Origin of the sequence: Streptomyces sp. NPDC006529 (assembly GCF_040611795.1) — a bacterium.
GTDB lineage: Bacteria > Actinomycetota > Actinomycetes > Streptomycetales > Streptomycetaceae > Streptomyces.
Window position 1 is genome coordinate 78,830 of record NZ_JBEXPB010000007.1, and the last position, 18,772, is coordinate 97,601.

Sequence of the window (18,772 nt, forward strand, 5' to 3'; positions counted from 1 at the left end):
GCCCCCATGCCCTCCACCCACGCCGGCTCCACCGCCGACGCGACCATCGACGCGCGCTTCCCCGCCGAGCTGCTGCCGCTGCTCGCCGAAGCCGACCTCCTGGAGTCACCGGCCGCCTGGGGCGCCGCCGTCACCCCGGCCGGTGCCTTCCGCCTGGAACCCGTACGCCTCGAACGCGATCTGGAACTCCTCACCCGGTGGATGAACGACCCGGAGGTGGCCGCCTTCTGGGACCTCTCCGGACCCGCCTCCGTGACCGCCGCGCACGTGCGCGAGCAGCTCGACGGCGACGGCCGCAGCATTCCCTGCCTCGGCATCCTGGACGACACCCCGATGAGCTACTGGGAGATCTACCGGGCCGACCTCGACCCGCTCGCGCGCCACTACCCGGCGCGCCCCCACGACGCCGGTATCCACCTGCTCATCGGAGACGGAACGAACCGCGGCAAGGGACTCGGCACCGCCCTGCTGCGGGCCGTCGCCGACCTGGTGCTCGACCACCGTCCCCGTTGCACGCGCGTCATCGCCGAACCGGACATGCGCAACACCCCCTCCGTATCAGCCTTCCTCAGCTCCGGTTTCCGCTGCTGCGCGGAGCTCGACCTCCCCGGAAAGCGCGCCGCCCTGATGGTCCGCGAGCGGGCCCTGCGCACTCTCCTCTGACCCAATAAACTCTGCGTCGCGCAGCTAAGTTCCCGGCGCTCGAAAATTTCCGGCGCGCGTTCTTCCCCCGCCGCGGCTCTTGTCGGCTCCTGCCGCCTGCTCTCCGGTCGTCGCTCATTCGGGCGGATACCGGGCAGCGGGAGGTTCCGCATCCCCGGGCCGGCGGAGCCGCATCCCTCTCCCTCCTCCGTCGTGACCACTCGCCGGTGCCGTCGCTGTCGGTGGCGCCCCGTAGGGTTGGCAGTGCTATGACGAAGCCCTCTCTCACCGACCTGCTGCACGCCGCCGTCACCGCCGTCGGCGGCACGGAGCGTCCCGGCCAGGTGGCCATGGCGGAAGCCGTCGCCGAAGCGATCGACGACAACTCCCACCGGCTCATCCAGGCAGGCACCGGCACCGGAAAGTCCCTCGGCTACCTGGTGCCCGCCCTCGCCCACGGCGAGCGCGTGGTCGTTGCCACCGCCACGCTCGCGCTCCAGCGTCAGCTCGTCGAGCGGGACCTGCCGCGCACGGTCGAGGCGCTGCACCCGCAGCTGCGCCGGCGGCCCCAGTTCGCCATGCTCAAGGGCCGTTCCAACTACCTCTGCCTGCACCGCCTGCACGAAGGCGCTCCGCAGGACGAGGAGGAAGGCCTCTTCGACCAGTTCGAAGCGGCGGCCCCCACGAGCAAGCTCGGCCAGGACCTGATCCGGCTGCGCGACTGGTCCGACGAGACCGAGACGGGCGACCGGGACGACCTGACCCCCGGCGTATCCGACAAGGCCTGGTCCCAGATCTCCGTCTCCTCGCGCGAGTGCCTGGGCGCGACGAAGTGCGCGTACGGCGCCGAGTGCTTCGCCGAGGCGGCCCGCGAGCGCGCCAAACTCGCCGACGTCGTCGTCACCAACCACGCCCTCCTCGCCATCGATGCGATCGAAGGCGCACCGGTGCTCCCGTCGCACGAGGTGCTGATCGTCGACGAGGCCCACGAGCTGGTCTCGCGGGTGACCGGCGTCGCCACCGGCGAACTCACCCCCGGCCAGGTCAACCGCGCCGTGAAGCGGTCCGCGAAGCTGGTCAACGAGAAGATCGCCGATTCCCTCCAGACCGCCGCCGAGACCTTCGAGCGGGTGATGGAGCTGGCCCTGCCCGGACGCCTCGAAGAGATCCCGGAGGACCTCGGCTACGCGCTGCTCGCCCTGCGCGATGCCTCGCGCAACGTGATCTCGGCGATCGGCGGCACCCGCGACAAGTCCGTCCAGGACGAGGACGCGGTGCGCAAGCAGGCCCTCGCCGCCGTGGAGAGCATCCACGGGGTGGCGGAGCGGATCACCCTGGGCTCCCCGTACGACGTGGTTTGGTACGAGCGGCACGACCGCTTCGGCGCGACCCTGCGGGTCGCCCCGCTCTCGGTGTCCGGCCTGCTGCGCGAGAAGCTGTTCGAGGACCGCTCCGTGGTCCTCACCTCCGCGACGCTCAAGCTCGGCGGCGACTTCAACGGCGTCGCGGCCTCCATGGGCCTGTCCCCCGAAGGGGTCGAGGGCGACGAGGCGCCGGTCTGGAAGGGCCTGGACGTCGGCTCGCCGTTCGACTACCCGAAGCAGGGCATCCTCTACGTCGCCAAGCACCTGGCCACCCCCGGGCGCGAGGGCACCCGCGGGGACATGGTCGACGAGCTGGCCGAGCTGATCGAGGCGGCGGGCGGCCGGACGCTGGGACTGTTCTCCTCCATGCGCGGAGCCAAGGCGGCCGCGGAGGAACTGCGCGGGCGCCTCGACCACCCGATCCTGCTCCAGGGCGAGGAGACGCTCGGCGAGTTGATCAAGGCCTTCGCCGCCGATCCGAAGACCTGCCTGTTCGGCACGCTCTCGCTCTGGCAGGGCGTCGACGTGCCCGGCCCCAGCTGCCAGCTGGTGGTCATGGACCGCATTCCCTTCCCCCGGCCCGACGACCCGCTGATGAGCGCGCGGCAGAAGGCGGTCGAGGAGCGGGGCGGGAACGGCTTCATGGCGGTCGCCGCGACCCACGCGGCCCTGCTCATGGCCCAGGGCGCGGGCCGGCTGGTACGGGCTTCCGGCGACCGCGGCGTGGTGGCGGTGCTGGACCCCCGGCTCGCCACCGCCCGCTACGGCAGCTTCGTGCGCGCCACGCTGCCGGACTTCTGGTACACCACGGACCGCAACCAGGTGCGCCGCTCACTGGCCGCCATCGACGCGACGGCGAAGGCCGACGGCAAGTAGGAGCCGGCCACTTGCAGGTAGAGCCGGACACCTGCGCCGACGGCGGGCAAAGGGGCCGCGGGCATGAAGCAGCCCCGGGACACGGCGCAGTGAGTCCCGGGGCCGGATGGTGGCAGCGGCTGTCAGAGCCGCCGCAGTACCGCGACCACCTTGCCGAGGATCGTCGCCTCGTCACCCGGGATCGGCTGGTACGCGGAGTTGTGCGGGAGCAGCCAGACGTGGCCGTCCTCGCGCTTGAAGCGCTTGACCGTGGCCTCGCCGTCGAGCATCGCGGCGACGATGTCGCCGTTCTCCGCCACGGGCTGGCGGCGGACCGTGACCCAGTCGCCGTCACAGATGGCGGCCTCGATCATGGAGTCGCCGACCACCTTGAGGACGAACAGCTCACCGTCGCCGACGAGCTGCCGGGGGAGGGGGAACACGTCCTCGACCGACTCCTCGGCGAGGATCGGGCCGCCGGCGGCGATCCGGCCCACCAGGGGGACGTACGACGCGGCGGGCTTGCCGGTGGTGTCCGTGGGCTGCGAGCTGGGCTGGTCGGAGCCCCGTACTTCGTACGCACGCGGCCGGTGCGGGTCACGGCGCAGGAAGCCCTTGCGCTCCAGAGCCATCAGCTGGTGGGCGACCGAAGACGTGCTGGACAGGCCGACCGCCTGGCCGATCTCCCGCATCGACGGCGGGTAGCCGCGGCGCTGCACCGAGTCGCGGATGACCTCGATGACCCTCCGCTGCCGGTCCGTGAGTCCGGAGCTGTCGGCGCGGATGCCTGGAGGGCGCCCCGGCAGCGAGCGCGCGGCGCGTGCGGGCTCCGCCTCCGGGTTCAGGCTTGAGTCGTTCATTGCATGCACCGGCTCGAGTCGGCTCTGGGAGCGGTTCTGGGCAGTGATGGTGGCACTGTCTGCGGTGGTGGTCACGTCTGCGGCCCCTCTCGAAATGTTCTCCCTCGCTGGACAACGGTAGTTGCTTTCGAAAGGTTGCGCCAAACACACGTTCGAGTGAAAAATCGCGGATCGCTCATCTTGGCGGTATTAAGAGGTGTATAGGCGAGCGTCCGACCGAACGCAGGTTCGGTCCCGCATCTTCCGCTTACGGTACCCTTGCCGGTTGAATCGCCCCGCCCGGGTCCGCGCCCAGTTTGGCACTCCCAGCCCCTGGATCAGGCCATCGCGGGCCGCGACACGCGGAACGCCGTAAATCCTCCACAACCCAAGATCTAGTGGTTGGATGGGCGAAGTCACCCAGAGGTTGTGGTCCCCGGGTCTGCCGGGCTCCCCGACATCGCATATGCTGGTGGCTGCTTCCCGAGCCCGTGACAGAGCCCTGACTCTGTTGTCGGCCGCTGCTCACCGGGCTTTCCGGGAAGTGATTCAGTCGTGCCGAGAAGGAGGGTTGGGAGCCGTGCACTGCCCCTTCTGCAGGCACCCCGACAGCCGCGTCGTCGACAGCCGCACCACGGACGACGGAACGTCGATCCGCAGGCGCCGTCAGTGCCCGGACTGCTCTCGCCGTTTCACCACGGTCGAGACCGCGTCACTGATGGTGATCAAGCGGAGCGGGGTGACCGAGCCCTTCAGCCGTACCAAGGTCATCTCCGGCGTCCGCAAGGCGTGCCAGGGACGACCGGTCACCGAGGACGCCCTCGCCAAACTCGGCCAGCGGGTCGAGGAGGCGCTGCGCGCCACCGGAAGCGCCGAGCTGACCACCCACGACGTGGGCCTGGCCATACTCGGACCGTTGCAGGAGCTGGACCTGGTCGCGTACCTGCGGTTCGCGTCCGTGTACAAAGCGTTCGATTCGCTTGAAGACTTCGAGACCGCCATCACGGAACTCCGTGACCGGCGGGCTCAGCCCCGAGAGTGCGAGCCCGGCGGGACCTCCCCGGTCCCCGTGCCCGCCTCCGCCGCCGACTGACCGGGCGGCCGCTGCGCGGCCGGGATCAGCCAGGCCACGTACGTAGATCACACAACACCGTGCCACGGAATTTCACTGGCACATCAGGGCGTTTCGCCCGTATATGGGAGGCGGCAATGACAGAGACGGCGAGCGGCTCGGCACGAGGTTCCCGCACCAAGGGAACCAAGGCGGCCAAGAGCGGCCTTCGGATCGAGCGCATCCACACGACGCCCGGCGTGCACCCGTACGACGAGGTGGCCTGGGAACGTCGTGACGTCGTCATGACCAACTGGCGCGACGGCTCGGTCAATTTCGAGCAGCGTGGCGTCGAGTTCCCCGACTTCTGGTCGGTGAACGCGGTCAACATCGTCACCAGCAAGTACTTCCGCGGGGCCGTCGGCACCCCGCAGCGCGAGACCGGTCTCAAGCAGCTGATCGACCGGATCGTGAAGACCTACACGAAGGCCGGCGAGGACTTCGACTACTTCGCCTCGCCCGCCGACGCCGAGATCTTCGAGCACGAGCTGACCTACGCGCTCCTGCACCAGATCTTCAGCTTCAACTCGCCGGTGTGGTTCAACGTCGGCACGCCCCAGCCGCAGCAGGTCTCCGCCTGCTTCATCCTGGCCGTCGACGACTCCATGGAGTCGATCCTCGACTGGTACAAGGAAGAGGGCATGATCTTCAAGGGCGGCTCCGGCGCCGGCCTGAACCTCTCCCGCATCCGCTCCTCCAAGGAGCTCCTCTCCTCCGGCGGCAACGCCTCCGGCCCGGTCTCCTTCATGCGCGGCGCCGACGCGTCCGCCGGAACGATCAAGTCGGGCGGCGCCACCCGCCGTGCGGCCAAGATGGTCGTCCTGGACGTGGACCACCCGGACGTCGAGGACTTCATCGCCACCAAGGTGAAGGAAGAGGAGAAGATCCGCGCCCTGCGCGACGCGGGCTTCGACATGGACCTGGGCGGCGACGACATCACGTCCGTCCAGTACCAGAACGCCAACAACTCCGTCCGCGTGAACGACGAGTTCATGACGGCCGTCGAGAACGGCACCGAGTTCGGCCTGCGCGCCCGCATGACCGGCGAGGTCATCGAGAAGGTCGACGCCAAGGCGCTCTTCCGCAAGCTCGCCGAGGCCGCGTGGGCCTGCGCCGACCCGGGCATCCAGTACGACGGTGTGATCAACAACTGGCACACCTGCCCCGAGTCCGGCCGCATCACCGCCTCGAACCCGTGCAGCGAGTACATGCACCTGGACAACACGTCCTGCAACCTCGCCTCGCTGAACCTGATGAAGTTCCTCAACGACGACGGCAAGGGCAACCAGTCCTTCGACGCCGAGCGCTTCTCCAAGGTCGTCGAGCTGGTCATCACCGCGATGGACATCTCCATCTGCTTCGCGGACTTCCCGACCCAGAAGATCGGCGAGAACACCCGCGCCTTCCGCCAGCTGGGCATCGGCTACGCCAACCTCGGCGCCCTGCTGATGGCCACCGGCCACGCGTACGACTCGGACGGCGGCCGCACCCTCGCCGCTTCGATCACCTCGCTGATGACCGGCACGGCGTACAAGCGCTCCGCCGAGCTGGCCGCGATCGTCGGTCCGTACGACGGCTACGCCCGCAACGCCGAGTCGCACAAGCGCGTCATGCGCCAGCACGCCGACGCCAACGCGGTCGCGCCGCGCACCGAGGACCTGGACAACACGATCTGGGCCGCGGCCACCGAGGCCTGGCAGGACGTGATCCGCCTCGGCGAGAAGAACGGCTTCCGCAACGCGCAGGCCTCCGTGCTCGCGCCGACCGGCACCATCGGTCTCGCGATGTCCTGCGACACCACGGGCGTCGAGCCGGACCTGGCCCTGGTCAAGTTCAAGAAGCTCGTCGGCGGCGGCTCGATGCAGATCGTCAACGGCACCGTGCCGCAGGCCCTGCGTCGCATGGGCTACCAGGAAGAGCAGATCGAGGCGATCGTCGCCCACATCGCCGAGCACGGGGTGGTCGTGGACGCCCCGGGCCTCAAGCCCGAGCACTACTCGGTCTTCGACTGCGCGATGGGCGAGCGTTCCATCTCCGCGATGGGCCACGTGCGCATGATGGCCGCGATCCAGCCCTGGATCTCCGGCGCGATCTCCAAGACGGTCAACATGCCGGAGACGGCGACCGTCGAAGAGATCGAGGAGATCTACTTCGAGGCCTGGAAGCTCGGCGTCAAGGCCCTCGCGATCTACCGCGACAACTGCAAGGTCGGCCAGCCCCTCTCCGCGAAGAAGAAGGAAGAGGAGAAGGCCGAGGTCACCGAGAAGGCCGAGGAGATCATCCGCACGGCCGTCGAGAAGGTCATCGAGTACCGCCCGGTCCGCAAGCGCCTGCCCAAGGGCCGCCCGGGCATCACCACCTCCTTCACGGTCGGTGGCGCCGAGGGGTACATGACGGCGAACTCCTACCCGGACGACGGTCTGGGCGAGGTCTTCCTGAAGATGTCCAAGCAGGGTTCGACCCTCGCGGGCATGATGGACGCCTTCTCCATCGCGGTCTCGGTCGGTCTGCAGTACGGCGTCCCGCTGGAGACGTACGTCTCCAAGTTCACGAACATGCGCTTCGAGCCGGCCGGCATGACGGACGACCCGGACGTGCGGATGGCGCAGTCGATCGTCGACTACATCTTCCGTCGCGTCGCGCTCGACTTCCTGCCCTTCGAGACCCGCTCCGCCCTCGGCATCCACTCCGCCGAAGAGCGCCAGCGCCACCTCGACACCGGTTCGTACGAGCCGCTGGAGGAGGACGAGCTGGACACGGAGTCGCTGGCTCCGGCCGCCCCGCTCACGGTCGTCCCGGCCGCGCCGAAGCCCGCGGTGGAGGTGCCCGCTCCCAAGCAGGCGCACTCGAGCGCGGAACTGGTGGAGATGCAGCTCGGCGTGAGCGCCGACGCACCGCTGTGCTTCTCCTGCGGTACGAAGATGCAGCGCGCGGGGTCCTGCTACATCTGCGAGGGCTGCGGCTCGACCAGCGGATGCAGCTGATCGCGGATTCCGCTTGATGTGATCTAGCGGTCGAGGGCGGTGGAGCCGAAAGGGCTCCACCGCCCTCTGCGTTTCCCCCGCCCTTACCAGCGGGTACGGTTGTCCGTTTCCCCCGAAACGATCACCGGTTAGGCTCCATCAGCGCGCCATGCGGGCGCGAACGCCGAGGTGGGGAACATGGCCGACGAGAATGCGGTAAGCGGCAAGGGGATGAGCGCGGGGGCGCAGGTGATCGCCGCGGTGGTGACGGTCGGGGGGCTCTTCGGCGCGCTGTGGGGGCTCCAGGGCGCGTCCGGCACCACGCGGGGCGCGAACGAACCGGCGACCTGCTCGCCGGCGCGGAGTGCGCCGCCCGCTTCGCAGTACGTCTCCGGAGCGCAGATCTGCGCGGCGCTGAACCGGGCCGACCTGGCGACACTGCTCGGCACGCCGGGGGAGCACGCGGTGACCGCCTGGGGCAGCGACGGCGCGATCGAGCACGCCGACGGCACCAGGACGGCCACCCCCGCGGCGGAGGTCGAGCTGAAGACCCACCACGTGAAGCTCACGTCGTCCTACGACCGTTTCCCGGTCGCCCAGCTGGCCGGCCTGCTGGGGGCGAGCGCGCAGCAGCAGACGGTCCTGGGACACCAGGCGGTCCTCTCCTCCGACCGGACCATGGCCCTCACCCTCAACCTCGCGGGCGGCAAGGGCAGCGCCGCCCCCGGCGTGATGGCCCGCAGCCTGCTGGTCGCCAGGGACGGGAAGGACGGCGGCGGCTCCTTCGAACTGGTCGTCTGGCGCCAGGACGGCCTGCTGCCCGACGACGCCGCGCTGCTCCGCCTCGCCGAGCAGGTGCTGCCGACGGTCCCGGGCTGGAGCGCCGCCTGACGGAGGGGATCATGGTGCGGGGGCGCGCCGACCCGGTCGCGCGCCGACGGGGAAGCGGACGAATGAAGCGGGGGAGACATGTGGAGCGGTGACGCACTCGATCTGGATGCCTATCTGGACCGGATCGGATACGCCGGGGAACTCGTCCCGGACCTGAACACGTTGTACGCGGTGCACAGGGCGCACACCGCCGCCATCCCCTTCGAGAGCATCGACGTCCTGCTCGGCCGCCCCCTCGCGCTCGACGTCAAGAGCATCGAGGACAAGCTCGTGCACAGCCGCCGCGGCGGGTACTGCTACGAGCAGAACACGCTGCTCGCCGCCGCTCTGGAGCGGATCGGCTTCACCGTCGCCGGGCGCGGTGCCCGCAACCGCACCCGCGGCGACGCGCTGCTGCCCGTCACGCATGCCGTTCTTGTGGTCACCGTGGACGGCGAACCCTGGCTGTGCGACGCGGGTTTCGGTCACCAGGGGCCGCGCGAGCCCGTCCCGCTGAGCCGGCCGGGCGCCGAAGCGCGCCAGGGGGAGTGGACGTACGGCATCCGGGAAGAGGCCGACGGCGTGCTCGTCCTGACCTTCCTGCGCGAGGGCGCCTGGCGGGATCTGTACGCCTTCGGCCCGCAGGCCGCCTACCCGGTCGACTACGTCCTGATGAACCACTACAGCTCCTCGCACCCGCGCTCCGCGTTCATCGGGCAACTGGTCGCGCACCGACCCGCGGTGCCCGGGGCCGACCACCGGATCTCGCTCGTCCGCGACGAGTTCACCCGGCTCCACCCAGACGGGCGGACCGAGCGGAGGCGCGTCCCGCCCGAGGAGCTGATCCCGGTCCTCGACCGGGAGTTCGGGATCCGGCTCTCCGAGCGGGACGCGGGCGAACTGGTACGGATGTACCGGGCCGAGTACTGACCCGGGCCGTGCCGGGCACCGTACGATGGCGCGGTGCTGGTCAAGTGGATTCGCTGCACGGTGACGGACCGACGCGGGTTCGAGCGGGGGCAGCGGAAATGGGCGGGGCTGCCGGGTGAACCCGGATTCCGGGGGCAGGGCGGCGGCTGGAGCCGGGGCCGGCAAGGGGTCGCGCACGTCTTCACGTTCTGGGAGAGCCGTTCGTTCTACGACTCCTTCATGGCGCGTTCGCACGACCGGCTGGCCGCGGCCCAGCACGGCACGTTCACGAGTCCGCGGGTCACCCTTTTCGACCACCGCTTCGACGTGAAGACGGGGTTCGAGCCGCGCTTCACCGACGCCGACGTGGTGCGCGTGGCGCACTGCAAAGTGCGGGAGGGGCGGACGGACCACTTTGCTCTCATGCAGGAGAAGGTGTGGAATCCGGCCATGGCGGGCTCGCCCGGGATGCTGCGCGGGCTCTTCGGCGAGGCTCCGGGCCGGGAGTTCCTGGTGCTGTCCATGTGGCACGCGGCGGCCGAACACGGCAAGTACCGCCAGGAACGGGTCGAACGGCTCACCCTGCGGGCGCAGACCGAGGCCGACGTCGAGGCGCTGACCGGGGACGTCGTCGACCTGGAACCGTCCTGGACGGTCTGATCGCGTGGCCGCTGGGCTGTCCGGCCGCGCGGCCGCGGCCCGGGCGCCCGTGGTCGGGTGGCGGTGTGACCGTAGGAATGTCACCAGGACCACAGGCGTGATCGGCGCGCTCCGCTCGTTCCGCGGCGATGGCCGGATTAGGGTCATGGGATGGCACGACCGCGGCGCATCGTCCTCGTCCGGCACGGGGAATCGGAGGGCAATGCCGACGACTCGGTGTACGAACGGGAACCCGACCACGCCCTGCGCATGACCCCCACCGGGCACGAGCAGGCGGCCGCCACGGGCGAGCGGCTGCGGGCCCTCTTCGGCGACGATTCGGTCAGCGCGTACGTCTCCCCGTACCGGCGCACCCTGCAGACCTTCCGCGACCTCAAGCTGGACCCGGCCCGCGTCCGCGTGCGCGAGGAGCCGCGGCTGCGCGAGCAGGACTGGGGCAACTGGCAGGACCGCGACGACGTCCGGCTGCAGAAGGCCTACCGGGACGCCTACGGGCACTTCTTCTACCGCTTCGCGCAGGGCGAGTCGGGGGCGGACGTCTACGACCGGGTCGGAGCCTTCCTGGAGAGCCTCTACCGCAGCTTCGAGGCCCCGGACCATCCGCCGAACGTGCTGCTGGTGACCCACGGGCTGACCATGCGGCTGTTCTGCATGCGCTGGTTCCACTGGTCGGTGTCCGAGTTCGAGTGCCTGTCGAACCCCCCGAACGGTGACTTCCGGGTACTGCGGCTGGGGGACGACGACCGCTACCGGATGGACCGCCCTTTCGAACGGTGGACCACACCCGAGCCCTACGATCTGGACGGCTAGAGTGACCCGCGATGACCCCTGAACCCGCTTCCGACCGGCGCTACGCACGCGCCATGGCCAGCCTGCGCGGGCTGGCGCTGGGTGACGCGCTGGGCTCCCAGTTCTTCGTCCCCGTCAACTACCCCCTGCTCAAGCGGCGCGAGCTGCCGCCCGGGCCCTGGCAGTGGACCGACGACACCGAGATGGCGTGCTCGGTCGCCGCCGTCCTCGCCGACCACGGGCGGATCGACCAGGACGCGCTGGCCCGCTCCTTCGCGGAGCACCACGACTTCGACCGTGGCTACGGGCCCGCCGTCAACCGCATGCTGCGGCTCGTCCGCGAGGGACAGGACTGGCGCGAGCTGTCCTCGGCCCTCTTCAACGGGCAGGGCTCCTGGGGCAATGGCGCCGCGATGCGCATCGCACCCCTCGGAGCCTGGTACGCCGACGACCCCGAGCAGGCCACGCACCAGGCGGAGATCTCCGCCTACACCACCCACCAGCACCGCGAGGCCGTGTGCGGGGCGATGGCGGTGGCCGCGGCGGCCGCACTGGCGGCCGCGCCGGCCGGACCGCCGACGCCCGGCGCGCTGCTGGACGGGGTGATCGCCCTGGTGCCGCGCAGTGCGGTCGGGGCCGGACTGCGCCGCGCGCGGGACATGCTGGACTACGCCGACGCCACCACGGTCGCGGCCGTACTGGGCTGCGGACGGCGCACCAGCGCCCACGACACGGTGCCCTTCGCCCTGTGGTCGGCGGCGCGTTCGTTGCACGACTACGAGCAGGCGTTCTGGACGACCGCGCAGGTCGGCGGGGACGTCGACACGACCTGCGCCATTGTCGGCGGGGTGCTGGGCGCGCGCGGGGACGAGGTGCTGCCGACGGCCTGGACGGCGCAGACGGAGGCACTGCCCGCCTGGCTGCCGGAGGCCGCGGCGGCGGTCTAGGACCGGCGCGTCGCGTCCGTCCAGGGCGCGGAGGCGGTGAATCCGCTTCTGTGCGTCCCCTCCGCGGCGCTCGCGGGGTTTTGTCACGGTCCTGCCACAGGCGCCTCCCCGATCGGCCGAAAGCGCACGTCAGGCCCCTACTCTGACCGCTTCGCCGCCCCTCTGCCGAGCGATCGGGGGCGGTTGTCGGGAGGGGATCGCATGACGGAAAACATGACGGGCGGGGCCAATGAGCCTGATGAGCACAAGGGTGCAACTGAGGCCACAGGGGCGGCCGGGGCAAAGAAGGCCGACGCAGCCGCTGCACCGGGCCCCGGGACTTCGGCGGGAGCTGCCGCGCAACGAGGCGGTCAGCACGTCGGGCAGGGGCCCGCGCCGCAGCCCGCCGCGCAGTCGGCGGCTCCGCGACCGAGCGTCGAGCAGGCCAGGATGGCCCAGCACGTGGAGCGCCAGCGGTACTGGGAGGCGCAGCAGGCCGCCCGCCAAGCGGAGCGCCTGGCCCGGAAGCGGGCCCGGAGCATCGACTGGTCCGCCGCGCTGCGGCCCGTCGAGCCGGTGCCGATCCGCACCGAGACCCTCATCGCCGCCCTGGCGAGCGGCCTCATCGCCGCCCTGCTGCTCGGCGACGGGGTCGGTCCGGGGCTCCTGATCGCCGCCGTGCCCGCCGTCGCGGCGGCCTACGTCGCCGCCCGTGCCGCGGGGCGCCGGCCCCGGCCGTGGACCCTGGTGTGGGGGGTCGGCAGCCTGGCGCTGCTCGTCGTACCGGCGCTGCGGGAGTCGGCTTGGCCCTCCACACTGGCGATCCTGGCCGCCATCGGTCTCGGCGCCCTCGCCCTCTTCGGCAGCCGCACCTGGCCCGGGGTGCTGCTCAGCCCCCTCGGACTCCTCGAAGCGGCGCCGACCGGGGTCCGGTGGGCGTGGCAGGGAGTGCGGGCGCGGCGCACCGGGAACGCCCGGAACGTGTGGCCCGTTGTGAAGGCAGCGGGTGTGGGAATCGCCCTGCTGGTGGTCTTCGGAGCACTGTTCGCGTCCGCCGACGCGGCGTTCGCCGATGTCCTCGGTGGGGTGGTTCCCGACGTGTCCGTGTCGGACGGTCCGGTGCGGGTGGCGCTCTTCGTGCTCGGCGTGGTCGTGGCCCTCGCGGCCGCCCGAGCCGCGGGCGCACCGCTGCGCTGGGACCGCGTCACCGTGGCTCCCGGCACGCCCCGGTCCCCGGTGGAGTGGGCGCTTCCACTGGTGCTGCTCAACTTGCTCTTCGCCGGCTTCATCGGCGTCCAGCTCGCCGTCCTCTTCGGCGGGTACGGCAACGTGAAGGAGCGCACCGGTCTGCTCCCGGCTGAGTACGCCCGGCAGGGGTTCTGGCAGCTGCTGTGGGCCACGGTTCTCACGCTCGTGGTGATCGCCCTCGCCCTGCGCTGGGCGCCGCGTTCGGGACCCCGGGACAGGCGGCTCGTGCGCGGTGTGCTGGGTGCGCTGTGCCTGCTCACGCTGGTCGTGGTGGCTTCCGCGGTGCGCCGCATGGACTTCTACGTGCACGCCTTCGGACTCACCCGGCTCCGGGTGTCGGTGGTCACGATGGAGCTGTGGCTCGGCGTGGTGATCGTACTGATCATCGCGGCCGGGGTCTTCGGCGCGCGGTGGCTGCCCCGGGCCGTGATGGCGAGCGCGGGGGCCACCGTACTGGCCCTCGGGCTGCTGTCACCGGACGGGATGGTCGCGGAGAGCAACGTCGGACGCTACACGGAGCAGGGCAAGATCGACCTCGCGTACTTCCAGTCGCTGTCCGCGGACGCCGTGCCCGCACTGGACCGGCTGCCGGAACCACTGCGTTCCTGCGCGCTGCGCGGCATCAACGACGACCTGGCGGACGAGGGCGAGGTGCCGTGGTACGGCATGAGCCTGGGCGACCGCCGGGCCCGCGAGATCCTGCGGGAGCGTCCGGTGAAGGCATCCTTCGAGACGTGCGCGGGGCTCGGCACCTTCAGGAGCCGGAGCGAGTACTGATCGGCCGGACGCTCGGCCCAAGCCCAAGCCCAAGCCCAAGCCGAGGCCGGAGGCCGGGGCCTGCGCCGGGAGGCCGTACGGGCTGTCCGTACGGCCTCCCGGCGCGCCGTCACGCCGCCGAACCTGCCTGCGCGGCCGCGCCGTTGAGGGCCTCCAGGTCGCTCGCGCGGACCCGGATCACCAGGGTCGCCGACAGCAGGGCGACGGCCGCCATGGCGACGGCGGCGATGAACGCGGTGGAGATGCCCTGGGTCAGCACCGCGTGCCCCCAGGCCCCGGGCAGCCGTCGGCTCTCCTTGAACGCGGCCAGCTGGTCCGGGTCGGCGTGGGCCAGGAAGTCGGGGATCTGCCGGTCTGCCTCCGTCCGGCTCGCGGTGCCGAAGACGGTGACCAGGATGGACAGGCCGAGCGAGCCGCCCACCTGCTGGCTGGCGTTGAGGAGCCCGGACGCCGCGCCCGCTTCCTCGGGGGCCACTCCGGAGACGGCGGTCAGGGTGAGGGTCACGAAGTTCAGGCCCATGCCGAAACCGAAGAGCAGCATGGGTCCGAGGACGCCGGACACGTACGAGGAATCGGTCCGGATGAAGGTCAGCCAGGCCAGGCCGCAGCCGACCAGCGTGGAGCCGACGACCATGAAGGGCTTGGGGCCGAAGCGCGGCAGCAAGCGCTGCGAGAGGCCGGCGGCGGCGCCGATCGCGACGGTTACCGGCAGGAAGGCGAAGCCGGACCTGATCGGGGAGAAGCCCAGGACGTTCTGGACGAACTGCACGATGAAGAAGAACATGCCGAACATCGCAGCGGCGAGGCTGAGCATGATCAGGTAGGTGCCCGCGCGGTTGCGGTCGGCGAACATCCGCAGGGGCGTGATCGGTTCGCGCGCCCGGGACTCGACGAGGGCGAAGAGCGCGAGCAGGACGACGGCGGCGGCGAAGGAGCCGAGGGTCAGCCCGTCGCGCCAGCCGTTCTCGGAGGCCCGGATGAAGCCGTAGACGAGCGAGGCCATGCCGCTGGTGGAGGTGAGCGCGCCCGCGAGGTCGAAGCGGCCGGGGTGGCGTTCGGATTCGCTGATGTACAGCGGGGCGAGGACCACGATCAGGGCGCCGATGGGGACGTTGACGAAGAGCACCCAGCGCCAGTCGAGCCACTCGGTGAGCATGCCGCCGGTGAGGAGGCCCAGGGCGCCGCCGCCCGCGGAGACGGCGGCGAACACCCCGAAGGCCCGGTTGCGTGCGGGCCCTTCCGGGAACGTCGTCGTGATCAGGGCGAGGGCGGTGGGGGAGGCGATGGCCCCGCCGGCCCCTTGGAGGGCGCGGGCCGCCAGCAGGTGCCAGGGTTCCTGAGCGAAGCCGCCGAGCAGGGAGGCGAGGGTGAAGAGCAGGATTCCGGCCATGAACACGCGGCGCCGGCCCAGGATGTCGCCCGCCCGGCCGCCGAGCAGCAACAGGCCGCCGAAGGTCAGGGTGTAGGCGCTCAGCACCCAGGAGAGGTCGGTGGTGGAGAAGGACAGGGCGTCCTGGATGTGCGGGAGCGCGATGTTCACGATGGTGGCGTCCAGGACCACCATGAGCTGGCACGCGGCGATGACGGCCAACGCCACTCCGGGGCGGCCTTCGCGCCGGGCGGCGCCCGGTATCCGGGGCTTGGCGAGTTGCGGACTTGTCACTGAGGATCCCCCCAAAGTGAAATAGTGAACGCATTCGTTCACTGCGGGGCCCAAGGTAGGAGCTGCGATCTAGTGAACGCAAGCGTTCATTAAGGCTGGAAACGTGTGCGACCGGCGGGTGGATCGGGCGGAGGTGGCGGCAGTGGTGGATTCGAGCTGGTCAGCTCGGTCACTGGGGCGCAGACGGGGGGTCGAGCTGGACTCGGCGATTCTCGACGCGGCCCTGGAGCAGTTGAGCACCGTCGGCTGGAACGGGCTCACGATGGAGGGGGTGGCCGCGGGGGCCCGTACCGGCAAGGCCGCCGTCTACCGGCGCTGGTCCTCGAAGGCGGACCTCGTCGCGGACGTGCTGCGGGCGGGGCTGCCGCCGCTCGGTGAGATCCCCGATCACGGCTCCATCCGGGCGGACCTCGTCGTCCTGTGCCGTGGCATGCGGGACGCGATGATCTCGCGCGCCGGAACCGCTCTTCGCTCGGTCCTTCACGAATGCGACACGGTGAGCGCCGACCGGTTCCACGAACTGATCCGGACCGGGCTCACGGAACCCTCCCACCGGCTCTTCCTCGCATTGGTGCAGCGTGGAATCGAGCGTGGTGACGTCCGGCCGGATGCCACCGGGGCCTTCGTCGCGGACGTCATCCCGGCGCTCATGATGTACCGGTCGAAGGTGTGCGGCAGCGAATGGGGGGACCCGGACATCCGGGAAATGATCGACCAGGTCCTGATGCCGCTGCTCCGTGCGTGAGCCAGGACCGGCCCGGGGTGTGCAGGCGGCGCCGGGCGGCGTAACCTTGCTGGCGCCATGCCGTACGAAGCACCCACACACGCCGTCGAACGCTCCCTCCGCGCAACCACCGGCGCCAAGGTCGTAGCCGGGGTCGACGAAGTCGGACGAGGGGCCTGGGCCGGACCCGTCACCGTGTGCGCGGCCGTCACCGGCCTGCGCCGCCCGCCCGAAGGCCTCACCGACTCCAAGCTGATCACTCCCAAGCGGCGCGACAAGCTCGCGGTCGTCCTGGAGGGCTGGGTGACGGCGCACGCCCTCGGGCACGCCTCCCCGCAGGAGATCGACGAGTTGGGGATGACCGCCGCGCTGCGGCTCGCCGCGGTGCGCGCCCTGGAGGCGCTGCCCGTTCGGCCCGACGTGGTGATCCTCGACGGCAAGCACGACTACCTCGGCGCTCCGTGGCGGGTCCGCACGGTGATCAAGGGCGACCAGTCCTGCGTCGCCGTCGCCGCGGCCTCGGTCATCGCCAAGGTGTGGCGCGACCGGATGATGGCCGGACTCGGCGAACCGGGCGACGGCATCGAGGACTTCGCCTTCGGCGCCAACGCCGGATACCCCTCGCCCGTGCACCGGGCGGCGCTCGAGGAGCGGGGGCCCACCGCGTACCACCGGCTCTCGTGGTCCTACCTGGACGCACTGCCCCGGTGGCGCCACCTCAAAAAGGTGCGCCGCAGCGAGGAATCGCTCGAACTGGAAAACGGAGGCCAGCTCGGCTTCGAATTCTGATCGCACTCACGTGCGGCCCACCGGTACGTTTCGCACCGGTGTTTGATTGATGTCCACTCATGCCTCTCACCCACGAGGAGCCTCAGATTCACGAGAGTGCCCAGGGTCCCCGCGTCACCCCGGCCGCGAGCCGCACCGCGCAGACCCCCCGCCCCGTACCTGGTCCGCGTCCGGCCGCCGTACCCCGGCCCGGGCGTCCCGGTCCCGTCCGGCCCGCTCCGCCCGCCCAGCGCGTGCCGCAGCAGGCCACCTCCGGAACCCCCTCCGTCACCCCGGCCGCGCCCGCGGCCCCCACCGCACCGTCGGTCTCCGCCGCGGTGCCGCAGATCCAGCTGATCCCGGCTTCGGCCGAGGGCGCGCTGGACGCGGCCGAAGAGGCCGTGGACCTGTTGCTCGACACCGGCCGCGCGCCGGGCGACATCCTGGTGCTCACCAGCGGCGACCCGCACCCGTGGGCGGCGCACGAGCTGTCCTTCGGCGAAAGCGCGTACTGGGCCCAGCAGGACGCCCGGGACGACGTCTTCTACGCGGACGCGGCGCACGTACAGCGCGCCACCGGCCGCCCGGTCGTGGTCTTCGCGGCCAACGGCGGAACGGCCGACGCGATCGCGGCGGCCCTGCCGGTCGCGCTCACGCGTGCCGGTGCGCTGCTGGTCGTGTGCGGCGACCCGGAGCGGATCAACTCGGTGCTGGGCGCGGGCGTCTGACGTCCCGTTCCCGGCCGCCCGCGGGCGAGCAGCGGGGCGGGCCCTGTGCCGGCCCCGCCGCGGCCCGCGGTTCCCGCGCTGCCCCGCGCCGCGTGCGCACGCGGCGCGGGGCAGGCGTGGGGCGCGGTGCCTTGGCCGGGGTTCAGCGGGCGGCGGTACGGCGCAGTGCCTCGGCCGCGCCCCCACCGGTGCGCAGGGTCAGCGGAGCCGGATCCGACACGATCTCGCCGATCCGGACCGGCCGGGAATCCGAACTGGGCTGCCGGCCGCCCCGGCCCTCGCCCAGCACCTGCCAGCCGCCCCGGGTCAGGGTGATGTACGCGCCGCAGCGCAGCCCGTGCAGGGTGCAGGCGTCCCGCAGCCCCCACATCCAGGCCCCGTCCTCCTCGGTCCAGCGCTCGTCGCCGTCGCGGCAGTAGAGCAGCACGGCCGTCCGCACCGGCGTCCGTCTGCGAAGGTCGTGGGGCAGCACCCGGCGCAGCCGCGCCAGCAGTGCGTTGCGGTACTCCCAGCCGTCCGCCGACACGGCGCCCTGGACGAACGAGGCACTTGCGACGAGCCGTTCCTCGGGGCCGAGCACCGCGATCACGGCGGTCGATGGCACCGGAGCGTGGCGGGAGTGCAGCCCGCTGACGACCTCGCGCGGATTGCGCAGCAGGGGGACCCCGGCGGCGGTCCATTCGGCGGGCTCCAGCAGTCTGCCGTGCCGGCTGGGCCCGCCGGTGATCATGCCCGGCGAGGTGGTCGCGGGCGGGGCGAATCCGAAGGTCACGGTCCTCCCTCCGGGTACACGAGCCGCTGATGGGCACAGCTGGGTTGCGGGCACGCCGCAGCGCGGCCATCACGAGCGCCGACGGGCCGAGCGGGAACACTGCAATTCTCGCGCGGCCCGCGAGCATGCGGCAACGAGCAATCGGCACCGCGGACCGTAATTGG

The 18,772-nt window shown here is 71.3% G+C and carries 16 protein-coding genes; 13 read left to right on the forward strand and 3 right to left on the reverse strand.

What is annotated here, in order from left to right:
- Positions 1-6: 6 nt before the first annotated feature.
- Both ABZY31_RS08285 and ABZY31_RS08290 read left to right on the forward strand, forming a co-directional pair.
- Positions 7-663 carry a GNAT family N-acetyltransferase gene (locus ABZY31_RS08285; protein ID WP_356406103.1) on the forward strand — a complete coding sequence of 219 codons (657 nt, stop codon included), beginning with the start codon at positions 7-9 and terminating at the stop codon, positions 661-663.
- 248 nt (positions 664-911) lie between these two features.
- Positions 912-2,882 (forward strand): ATP-dependent DNA helicase, encoded by a 1,971-nt coding sequence (locus ABZY31_RS08290; RefSeq protein ID WP_356406105.1) that lies wholly within the window; start codon positions 912-914, stop codon positions 2,880-2,882.
- A 122-nt stretch (positions 2,883-3,004) separates the two neighbouring features.
- Here the strand turns inward: ABZY31_RS08290 and lexA are convergent, their stop codons facing one another.
- On the reverse strand, positions 3,005-3,796 hold the full coding sequence (gene lexA, locus ABZY31_RS08295; RefSeq protein ID WP_356406107.1) for a transcriptional repressor LexA: 792 nt from the start codon (positions 3,794-3,796) through the stop codon (positions 3,005-3,007).
- A gap of 484 nt (positions 3,797-4,280) precedes the next feature.
- Here lexA and nrdR point away from each other — a divergent pair, with 484 nt between their 5' ends.
- The 8 genes from nrdR (at position 4,281) to ABZY31_RS08335 (ending at position 13,953) form a co-directional block, all read left to right on the forward strand.
- A complete protein-coding gene (gene nrdR / locus ABZY31_RS08300) occupies positions 4,281-4,793 on the forward strand; it encodes a transcriptional regulator NrdR (protein WP_356406109.1) in 513 nt (170 codons plus the stop codon).
- 116 nt (positions 4,794-4,909) lie between these two features.
- Positions 4,910-7,795, forward strand: a complete 2,886-nt coding sequence (locus tag ABZY31_RS08305; protein WP_356406111.1) for a vitamin B12-dependent ribonucleotide reductase — start codon at positions 4,910-4,912, stop codon at positions 7,793-7,795.
- Positions 7,796-7,972: 177 nt separating this feature from the next.
- Positions 7,973-8,665 (forward strand): DUF6215 domain-containing protein, encoded by a 693-nt coding sequence (locus tag ABZY31_RS08310; RefSeq protein WP_356406113.1) that lies wholly within the window; start codon positions 7,973-7,975, stop codon positions 8,663-8,665.
- A gap of 78 nt (positions 8,666-8,743) precedes the next feature.
- The gene (locus ABZY31_RS08315; protein ID WP_356406114.1) at positions 8,744-9,574 is read left to right on the forward strand and encodes an arylamine N-acetyltransferase; all 831 of its coding nucleotides are present in this window, start codon (positions 8,744-8,746) and stop codon (positions 9,572-9,574) included.
- Between the two features lie 33 nt (positions 9,575-9,607).
- Positions 9,608-10,213, forward strand: coding sequence for a YdbC family protein (locus tag ABZY31_RS08320; RefSeq protein ID WP_356406116.1), 606 nt, complete (start codon positions 9,608-9,610; stop codon positions 10,211-10,213).
- A gap of 150 nt (positions 10,214-10,363) precedes the next feature.
- Positions 10,364-11,023 carry a histidine phosphatase family protein gene (locus ABZY31_RS08325; protein WP_356406118.1) on the forward strand — a complete coding sequence of 220 codons (660 nt, stop codon included), beginning with the start codon at positions 10,364-10,366 and terminating at the stop codon, positions 11,021-11,023.
- A gap of 11 nt (positions 11,024-11,034) precedes the next feature.
- Positions 11,035-11,949, forward strand: a complete 915-nt coding sequence (locus ABZY31_RS08330; protein WP_356406120.1) for an ADP-ribosylglycohydrolase family protein — start codon at positions 11,035-11,037, stop codon at positions 11,947-11,949.
- Between the two features lie 429 nt (positions 11,950-12,378).
- Positions 12,379-13,953 (forward strand): DUF4173 domain-containing protein, encoded by a 1,575-nt coding sequence (locus tag ABZY31_RS08335; protein WP_356406122.1) that lies wholly within the window; start codon positions 12,379-12,381, stop codon positions 13,951-13,953.
- Between the two features lie 109 nt (positions 13,954-14,062).
- Here the strand turns inward: ABZY31_RS08335 and ABZY31_RS08340 are convergent, their stop codons facing one another.
- Complete coding sequence (locus ABZY31_RS08340; protein WP_356406124.1) at positions 14,063-15,616, reverse strand: MFS transporter; 1,554 nt, start codon at positions 15,614-15,616, stop codon at positions 14,063-14,065.
- Between the two features lie 142 nt (positions 15,617-15,758).
- Between ABZY31_RS08340 and ABZY31_RS08345 the strand changes: the two genes are divergently transcribed.
- The 3 genes from ABZY31_RS08345 to ABZY31_RS08355 are packed head-to-tail and all read left to right on the forward strand — an operon-like array spanning position 15,759 to position 17,836.
- Positions 15,759-16,361: a TetR/AcrR family transcriptional regulator gene (locus ABZY31_RS08345; RefSeq protein WP_356406126.1), complete on the forward strand. Its 603-nt coding sequence runs from the start codon at positions 15,759-15,761 to the stop codon at positions 16,359-16,361.
- Between the two features lie 57 nt (positions 16,362-16,418).
- A complete protein-coding gene (locus tag ABZY31_RS08350) occupies positions 16,419-17,129 on the forward strand; it encodes a ribonuclease HII (RefSeq protein ID WP_356406128.1) in 711 nt (236 codons plus the stop codon).
- Between the two features lie 59 nt (positions 17,130-17,188).
- On the forward strand, positions 17,189-17,836 hold the full coding sequence (locus ABZY31_RS08355) for a hypothetical protein (RefSeq protein WP_356406130.1): 648 nt from the start codon (positions 17,189-17,191) through the stop codon (positions 17,834-17,836).
- A 142-nt stretch (positions 17,837-17,978) separates the two neighbouring features.
- Here the strand turns inward: ABZY31_RS08355 and ABZY31_RS08360 are convergent, their stop codons facing one another.
- Positions 17,979-18,608: a hypothetical protein gene (locus ABZY31_RS08360; RefSeq protein ID WP_356406131.1), complete on the reverse strand. Its 630-nt coding sequence runs from the start codon at positions 18,606-18,608 to the stop codon at positions 17,979-17,981.
- Positions 18,609-18,772: the final 164 nt, after the last annotated feature.

What these genes read in the sequence shown, in the direction of transcription:
- ABZY31_RS08285 (WP_356406103.1), top strand. Translation starts at nt 7, where the DNA reads ATGCCCTCCACCCACGCCGGCTCCACCGCCGACGCGACCATCGACGCG.
- ABZY31_RS08290 (WP_356406105.1), top strand. Translation starts at nt 912, where the DNA reads ATGACGAAGCCCTCTCTCACCGACCTGCTGCACGCCGCCGTCACCGCC.
- ABZY31_RS08305 (WP_356406111.1), top strand. Translation starts at nt 4,910, where the DNA reads ATGACAGAGACGGCGAGCGGCTCGGCACGAGGTTCCCGCACCAAGGGA.
- ABZY31_RS08310 (WP_356406113.1), top strand. Translation starts at nt 7,973, where the DNA reads ATGGCCGACGAGAATGCGGTAAGCGGCAAGGGGATGAGCGCGGGGGCG.
- ABZY31_RS08315 (WP_356406114.1), top strand. Translation starts at nt 8,744, where the DNA reads ATGTGGAGCGGTGACGCACTCGATCTGGATGCCTATCTGGACCGGATC.
- ABZY31_RS08325 (WP_356406118.1), top strand. Translation starts at nt 10,364, where the DNA reads ATGGCACGACCGCGGCGCATCGTCCTCGTCCGGCACGGGGAATCGGAG.
- ABZY31_RS08330 (WP_356406120.1), top strand. Translation starts at nt 11,035, where the DNA reads ATGACCCCTGAACCCGCTTCCGACCGGCGCTACGCACGCGCCATGGCC.
- ABZY31_RS08335 (WP_356406122.1), top strand. Translation starts at nt 12,379, where the DNA reads ATGGCCCAGCACGTGGAGCGCCAGCGGTACTGGGAGGCGCAGCAGGCC.
- ABZY31_RS08350 (WP_356406128.1), top strand. Translation starts at nt 16,419, where the DNA reads ATGCCGTACGAAGCACCCACACACGCCGTCGAACGCTCCCTCCGCGCA.
- ABZY31_RS08355 (WP_356406130.1), top strand. Translation starts at nt 17,189, where the DNA reads ATGCCTCTCACCCACGAGGAGCCTCAGATTCACGAGAGTGCCCAGGGT.